Annotated in this window: 7 protein-coding genes and 1 pseudogene; 4 read left to right on the plus strand and 4 right to left on the minus strand. The window is 69.4% G+C overall.

Annotated elements, in window-relative coordinates; all coding sequences use genetic code 11:
• Both UK12_RS41825 and UK12_RS31270 read left to right on the plus strand, forming a co-directional pair.
• Positions 1–187 (plus strand): annotated as a pseudogene (locus UK12_RS41825) (IS4 family transposase); the annotation flags it as partial.
• Positions 188–958: 771 nt separating this feature from the next.
• Entirely contained in the window at positions 959–1,636 is a 678-nt protein-coding gene (locus UK12_RS31270) for an IS5 family transposase (RefSeq protein WP_197085323.1), read from the plus strand.
• Between the two features lie 38 nt (positions 1,637–1,674).
• Here UK12_RS31270 and istB read toward each other — a convergent pair whose 3' ends face one another.
• Positions 1,675–2,466: an IS21-like element helper ATPase IstB gene (gene istB, locus UK12_RS31275; RefSeq protein WP_045306588.1), complete on the minus strand. Its 792-nt coding sequence runs from the start codon at positions 2,464–2,466 to the stop codon at positions 1,675–1,677.
• Positions 2,467–2,599: 133 nt separating this feature from the next.
• Between istB and UK12_RS31280 the strand changes: the two genes are divergently transcribed.
• The gene (locus UK12_RS31280; RefSeq protein ID WP_045306589.1) at positions 2,600–2,875 is read left to right on the plus strand and encodes a hypothetical protein; all 276 of its coding nucleotides are present in this window, start codon (positions 2,600–2,602) and stop codon (positions 2,873–2,875) included.
• A gap of 34 nt (positions 2,876–2,909) precedes the next feature.
• Here UK12_RS31280 and istA read toward each other — a convergent pair whose 3' ends face one another.
• Positions 2,910–4,391: an IS21 family transposase gene (istA, locus tag UK12_RS31285; protein WP_045306592.1), complete on the minus strand. Its 1,482-nt coding sequence runs from the start codon at positions 4,389–4,391 to the stop codon at positions 2,910–2,912.
• A gap of 124 nt (positions 4,392–4,515) precedes the next feature.
• On the opposite strand from istA, the gene UK12_RS31290 reads away from it, so the two are divergent.
• The gene (locus tag UK12_RS31290) at positions 4,516–4,851 is read left to right on the plus strand and encodes a transposase (protein ID WP_269432057.1); all 336 of its coding nucleotides are present in this window, start codon (positions 4,516–4,518) and stop codon (positions 4,849–4,851) included.
• Here UK12_RS31290 and UK12_RS31295 read toward each other — a convergent pair.
• A complete protein-coding gene (locus tag UK12_RS31295; protein ID WP_052682348.1) occupies positions 4,826–5,317 on the minus strand; it encodes a hypothetical protein in 492 nt (163 codons plus the stop codon). The two genes, UK12_RS31290 and UK12_RS31295, sit on opposite strands and share 26 nt — an antisense overlap.
• 168 nt (positions 5,318–5,485) lie before the next feature.
• Complete coding sequence (locus UK12_RS31300) at positions 5,486–6,718, minus strand: alpha/beta hydrolase fold domain-containing protein (protein WP_052682350.1); 1,233 nt, start codon at positions 6,716–6,718, stop codon at positions 5,486–5,488.
• Positions 6,719–6,772 lie beyond the last annotated feature (54 nt).

Consider the following 6,772-nt stretch of genomic DNA (forward strand, 5'->3'; position numbering starts at 1 on the left):
GTCCAAGAGCCCGGACCTCATCCGCCAGGAGATCTACGGCTACCTGCTCGCGCACTACGCGATCAGCGCCCTGATCTGCCGGGCCGCGACCAACGCCGGAATCGACCCCGACCGGGTCAAGTTCACCCGCACCCTTCGGACCGTCCGCCGCCACGTCACCGCGACGCCGGCGGCCTTTCGCCCCTGACCACCACGACCGCGTCACCGACGCGATACGCCGCGACATCACCCACCCCAGGAACCTCAACCCCCAACGTCGCGAACGCAGTTATCCAAGAGTCGTCAAACGCGCCCGACACAACAGCTACCACGTCAAACGCCCCGGTGACACCGGGACCCGCCATAGCATCCCGCCGACCGTCCGCCTCGCCAACATCCCAACGGCCGCTTGATCAACTTAATACTCCAGCCGTAGATCGTGATCCTGCGGTAGGGCGGATTTGGAGAGGGTGTGGCTACCGCTGGGAGGCGCCCGAGGGGCTGACGAGGTGGGCGACTAGCCGGTTCGTGAGGGAAGGAATCCCGGTGTCGGGTCGGGCATTTGATGTTCGGGCGAGTGCGCGCCCTGTCCAGAGTCGCGGGGCTGCGCTAGCGTGGTGGCCCTTGACTCTTCGTCATCACGGGGGCGTACGTGTCTCGGCATTTGATGTCCACTGAGGCAACGACAGCCGCAGGGGGCGATCTTGCGGGTATGCCGCGTAGGCCCGGAACCCGTCGGCGACTGTTGGCCTGGCTGGTCGACTTCGCTCTGGTGGTCACGGTGGCTGTGCTGCTGGGCTTCCTCACCGCCGACCGCATCAGCGCGTTGATACTGAGAAGCCGTTGTCGTACCGCTCCTGGGGATTGTCGATCGAACTGGAGTCTCGTTCGGGTGATTGCGGGGCGGTGGGCGCATGAAGACAGGGCCTCTGGTGCAGCTCCTGGGTGTTGAAGCCAAAGATGCACCAGGGAGGCCCTGTTGCCGCAGTTGTACGCCATCGTGCCGGGACAGTCCAACTCGACTCGCTCGCAGTGTGATTGCCTCGCACACCGGTACGGGAACGCGGCCGACCATGGCGAGCGTGTTCGACGCTACGACTCCGACATGACGGATGCCGAATGGTTCGAGATCAGGGACCTGCTGCCCGTGCCGGCATGGATGAACGGCAAGGGCGGTCAGCCGGAGGCCTACTGCCACCGGCAGATGTTCGATGCGATCCGGTACCTGGTCGACAACGGCATCAAGTGGCGCGCGATGCCGGCCGACTTCCCGGCCTGGGACCGCGTCTATGCCTTCTGGCGCCGCTGGCGCGACAAGGGCCTGGTCAAGGAGTTCCACGACCGGCTTCGCGCCCGGGTCCGCGAGAGCGAGGGCCGCAACGCGGAGCCGACCGCGGCGATCGTCGACTCGCAGTCGATCAGGGGCGCCGCGTCGGTACCAGCCGCATCGCGGGGCTTCGACGGTGCCAAGAAGACCAACGGGCGCAAGCGGCATGTGATCGTGGACTGTCTGGGCCTGCTGTTGATGGTGCTGGTCACCCCGGCCGATGTCACCGACCGGGACGCCGCCTGCGGCATGCTGTCCCACCTCGTCTGTCAAGGGACAGTGGGATCTCCCCGGTGGCGGAAAGTTGATCTCCCCGCTGGTGGACAGTAAAAGTCCCCAGTGGACAGTTGATCTCCCCGGGGGTGGGGTCAGTCGAGGGGGACGACGCCTCGTCCGGTGGTCGCCTCGGCGAGGCGGTGGCTGTCGCCTTGGGTGACGACGACATGGGCGTGGTGCAGGAGCCGGTCGACGGTCGCGGTGGCGAGGGTCTTCGGCATGATCTCGTCGAATCCCGACGGATGAAGGTTGCTGCTGACCGCCAGACTGCGGCGCTCGTAGGCGGCGTCGACCAGGCGGTAGAAGCCTTCGGCGGCGTCGGGCGAGACGGGCAGGAGTCCGATGTCGTCGACGATGATCAGGTCGGTGCGGGTGATCCGGGTGATCGCCTTGGAGACGGAGTCGTCGACGCGGTGGCGGCGGACCAGGGCGCCGAGGTCCTCGATGGTGAACCAGGCGACGGTCATCCCGGCGTCGACGGCGGCCTGCCCGAGTGCTTCGGTGAAGTGGCTCTTGCCCGTGCCGGACGGGCCAACCACACAAAGGTTCTCGCGCCGGCCGACCCATTCCAGGGTCCGCAGCGCGGACTGGGTCGGGACGGGGATCGAGGAGGCTTCCTCGTTCCAGATGTGGAAGGTCTTGCCGGTGGGGAAGGCCGCGCGGGCTCGTCGGGTGCGGAGGTTGGCCGCGTCCCGGCCGACGGCTTCCTCGGCCAGCAGGGCCCGCACGATCTCTGCGGGATCCCAGCGTTGGGCCTTCGCGGTCGGGACGATCTCGGCCATCGCCCGGCGGATGTGAGGCAGTTTCAGGCGGCGGGTCAGCGCGATCGCCTCGTCGAAGGCGGCGCCCGAGGTCGCGGCGACCGCCGAGGCCGGAGCCTGCATTCTGTGCCGTGTTGCGGGGACGGTGGGGCTGTCGTTCATAGCGGTGTGCTCTTTCTGATCGAGGCCGACGGCGGTTCGATGCCGTCGGCCGGCTGTCGTTCTTGTTGTCATCGGGGTCGGATAGGTTGCCCGGATGACTGACATGGACCCGTTGGTGCCCGTTCTCGCCGGGCTGGTCGTCGACACCGTCTGGTTTCTCGACAGCTGCGAGGACGACGAGGTGGATCCCGACTCCGCGGTGAAGATGATGGAGAGCGTGGCTGGAGTGCTGCAGCGGCTGCCGGAGGACCAACTCGACCGGTTCCTGCGGGCGCTCACGGATCTGGCCGCAACCGAGCCGGACCCGCACCGGCGGGAGTTCCTGGAGTCGTTCCCTGGTGCCTGTGGTCTGGTCGACGACGAGGGCTGAGAGCCCTCGTGGGTCGGGGGCTGGCCGGGTCGGCTCAGTTCGAGCCGAATCCGGACCAAGCCGAGGTGCCCGGCTGCAGGCTGTGGGTCTCGCTGCGGCGGATCGGCTCGACCCGGTCGTGCTCGCCCTGGTGGTCCAGGATCGACAGCAGGTCGCCCTCGGCGAAGCGGCCCACCGTCGCAGCGGTGCCCAGCGCCCGGTCGACGTCGGCGGTGCCGTGCAGCTTGGCCAGCGCGATGGCGTCGGCCATCTTCGCCCGGATCCGGCGGGTGCCGGCGGCCGCGGCCTCAATGAGCCAGGCCGCCGCCCCCGGTCCGATGGCCAGGAACTGGGCCTCGGCCGGGCTGGTCGGCTTCGGCGTGCGCTCCCCGCGCGGGGCGTCGGGGTAGTGCTCGTCGGCGATGCGCGGGTTGCCCGGCGTGGAGCGGGTATGACGGGCGACCTCGGCCGCGCTGCCCGTGACCATGGCGGTGACGATCAGGTCGTCGCCGTGGAAGCGGACCCAGACGCTCTCCTCGACGAGCTCGTGCGGGACCGAGTAGCGCACCGAGTTGACCGAGATCGTCGAGTCCTTGCCGACCCTGCGGGTCTCGCCGAACGCGGCGGTGAACGGCCGATCGGGCACCGGGTGCAGCCGCAGACGTTCCTCGGCCAGCAGCTCAGCGGGGATCCGCCGGGTCTCGCGGTGGACACGGTTGTTCACCTCCGTCATGAAGTCCTCGCAGGCTTCCTGCAGCCCGGCGAAGTCGGCGTACTCGGCCCGCAGGTTCACCTGCGTGGGCACCAGGTCCCGCTTGGCGATCCGGACCGTCGACTCGGTCCCGCCCTTGGAGGCAGGATCGGCCGGCATGCAGGTCCGCACCACGGTGCCGTAGTGGCTGGCGATCGGCACCAGCTCGGGGTTGCGGACCGCGATCCGGGCGACGTGCTCGACCGTGACCGTCTTCTCGTTGTCGGTCAGGCAGTAGGTCGGAACCCCGCCGATCGCCCGGAACGTCGCGTCCAGGCAGGCCGCCACCGTCGGCAGGGTCTTGTCGAACACCGGGATGACCATCCGGAACCGGGACCAGGCCAGCCACGCGCACCACAGGCTCGTGCGCCGGGAGCCGATGCGTGGGCCCTCTCCCCAGTCCCATTGCATCCACATCGCCGGCTCCGGTATCCAAGGCCTGAACACCCTGCGATTTCCGGCCCGGTAGGACTCCTTCGCCGCCGCGACGGCCCGGCGGGTCGTGCGGTCGGTGCCGGTGAAGCCCATCGCGACGATCTTCTTGTGAACAGCGTCGGCCCCGACCCTGCCCCGAGAGCGTTCGACCAGCTCTTCGACCTTCGGTAGGAAGTCGTCGATCAGCTTCGATCGCACGGCCCGCTCTGTCGGGTCGACTCCCTGGCCCCGAAGCTGGACATAGCGCCGGACCGTGTGGTGGTCGCAGCCGGCCAGCTCGGCCGCCTTCCGGTAACTCCCTGTGAGGTCGTACGCCTCAAGAATCTCCATGATCTCCTCATCGCTCTTCACCATGCCCACTGTGCGTTACGGGCGTGGTAGGTCGGCGGGGAGATCAGCTGTCCGTCACTGGGGAGGTTCCGTGTCCGCCAGCGGGGAGACCAACTGACCGCCGTCGGGGAGTCTGCCGCGTCCGCTGACACTCGTCGCCCGCTACCGCAAGATCCGACTCGTATGGGCCGACGGCGGCTACAGCGGCCGCTTGGTCGCCTGGGCCCGCAAGACACTGCAGCTCACCCTGGAGATCGTCAAGCGGAGCGACGACCGGAGCGGGTTCGTCGTGCTGCCCCGCAGGTGGGTTGTCGAGCGGACCCTGGCCTGGCTGATGCGATCACGCCGGCTGGCCCGCGACTACGAGACCCTGCCCGCCAGCAGCGAGGCCGTCGTCCTGTGGTCCATGACCATGCTCATGGGACGCCGCCTCGCCCGCCACCGGGCCCGCGAGGTCAGCCCGCCCGCCGCCGCGGCGTGAAGATCCCGGGCCGGTCCTCGGCCAGCCAGCCCCGCGCGGCCAGCCGCTTCACCTTCACCCGCACGCCCTCGACCTTCGCCGGCACCAACTCCAGGCCCAGCAGGCCAGCCAGCTCCTTCGCCCGCAGCCCCTCCGGACCGGCCCCGGTCTCCAGCACGTCCAGCAGCCGCCGGTACTCCGGCGCGAGGACCTCCACCGTCATGCCCTCCCGCCAGCCGGGCACCACCGACCCCGCCACCGGCTCCTTCACCACCGCCGGAACCGGCACCGGTCGCACCGGCTCCTGCGGCTGAGCGCCTGCGGCAAGGGCCTCGGACAGCTCCACCACCGCGATGGCCCGCCGTTCCAACACGGCCTCCGCCTCCGCCAGTTCAGCCAGAACCCGCTCCGCCTCCTCACGCAGCGACTCCACCCGCTGCCCAGCGGCCAGCTTCCGATCCTCCAGCAGCCCCATCACCGACGACACCCCGGCACCTCCACCACGCAGACGACACGATGCGCCGTCTCTTCCACGCAGCAGCCAGCACCATGCCTGACCAGTGGAAACTCAGCCATCACCTTCGGAAAGACAACGGCTTCTCACCCGTTCCCGCCCGGGTGGGACGGCGGCTTGGGGGTCACGGCTGTGTCAGTGTCAGGCCCAGGCCTGTCGCAGCGCGGCGGCGACGCGTTCCACAGCGTCCCTGGCGTCGGGAATGGCCGCGGGCATGCTGAAGAACAGGTGGACCTGGCCGTCGTAGTTCACGTGCTCGACCGTGACACCGGCTTCGCGCAGCCGCTCGGCGTATGCCTGGCCCTCGTCGCGCAGCGGGTCGAACCCGGCCGTGATCACCAGGGCTGGAGGGGCGGCGGCCAGGGTGGCGGTGTCGGCGTACAGGGGCGAGACGCGCGGGTCCTTCAGGTCGGCGCCGGTGCCGTCGAGGTAGTGGCCCTGGAACCAGGCGAGGGCGTCCTTGGTCAGAATCAGGCCATCGCCGTTCTCCTCGTACGAGGGGAAGGGGTGGGTCAGGTCGGTCGCCGGGTAGACCAGGGCCTGCAGGGCGAAGGTACCGGGCAGTTCGTTGGCGAGGACGGCGCTCAGGTTGCCTCCCGCCGAGTCGCCGCCGACGGCCATCTTGGTGGTGTCGCCGCCCAGTGCCCCGATCTCCCGGGTGACCCACTTGGCGGCCGTCAGGACGTCCTCGACGGCGGCCGGGAAGGGGTGTTCCGGTGCGAGCCGGTAGTCGACGCTGACCACCAGGCTTCCGGCCAGGCGGGACAGGTCCCGGGCCGTGACATCGGTTCCGGCGACGGTGCCCAGCGTCCAGCCGCCGCCGTGGATCCAGATCAGGACGGGGTGCGGGCCCTCGCCCTCGGGCCAGTACAGCTTGACGGGAACCCCGTCGGCTACCGCCTCCTCCATCCGGGCGACCGCGGCTGGCTCGCCCGCGAGAGCTACCACCATCTGCTCGGACGCCTCGCGCGCGACGGGCAGGGGAAGCTCGTTCATCGGGGGAACGCCGGGCTGGTTGGCCGCATCCAGCACCGCCCGGATCGCCGGGTCGAGAGCCGGCGCGGTGGTGATGACGATCTTGCCTCGCAGGTGGCCGTCATCGAGGCGGCGGTAGGCGTCCACCGCCTCCTCCAGCGGGAAGGCCGCTTCGATGGGCATGCGCAGCCGGCTGTCCTCGATCAAGGGCAGGACCTCGGCCCAGACCTGCGGGAAGGGCAGACCCCCCTCCCCTTGGGAGAAGCGCACGCCGTGCCGGGCGGCGTCGAGGTCGGCGATGGTGACGACCTTGTCCGGGCTCCCGGTGAGTTCGACGGACAGGGGCAGGACGCCGCGTGAAGTTCCACCCTCGGCTCGGACACCTGGACACTGGGACATGTGAGCCCGGAGGAAGCAGTTTCAGGTGGGAACCAAGAGCAACATGAGTAAGCG

The sequence above is a fragment of the Saccharothrix sp. ST-888 genome (assembly GCF_000955975.1).
GTDB lineage: Bacteria > Actinomycetota > Actinomycetes > Streptomycetales > Streptomycetaceae > Kitasatospora.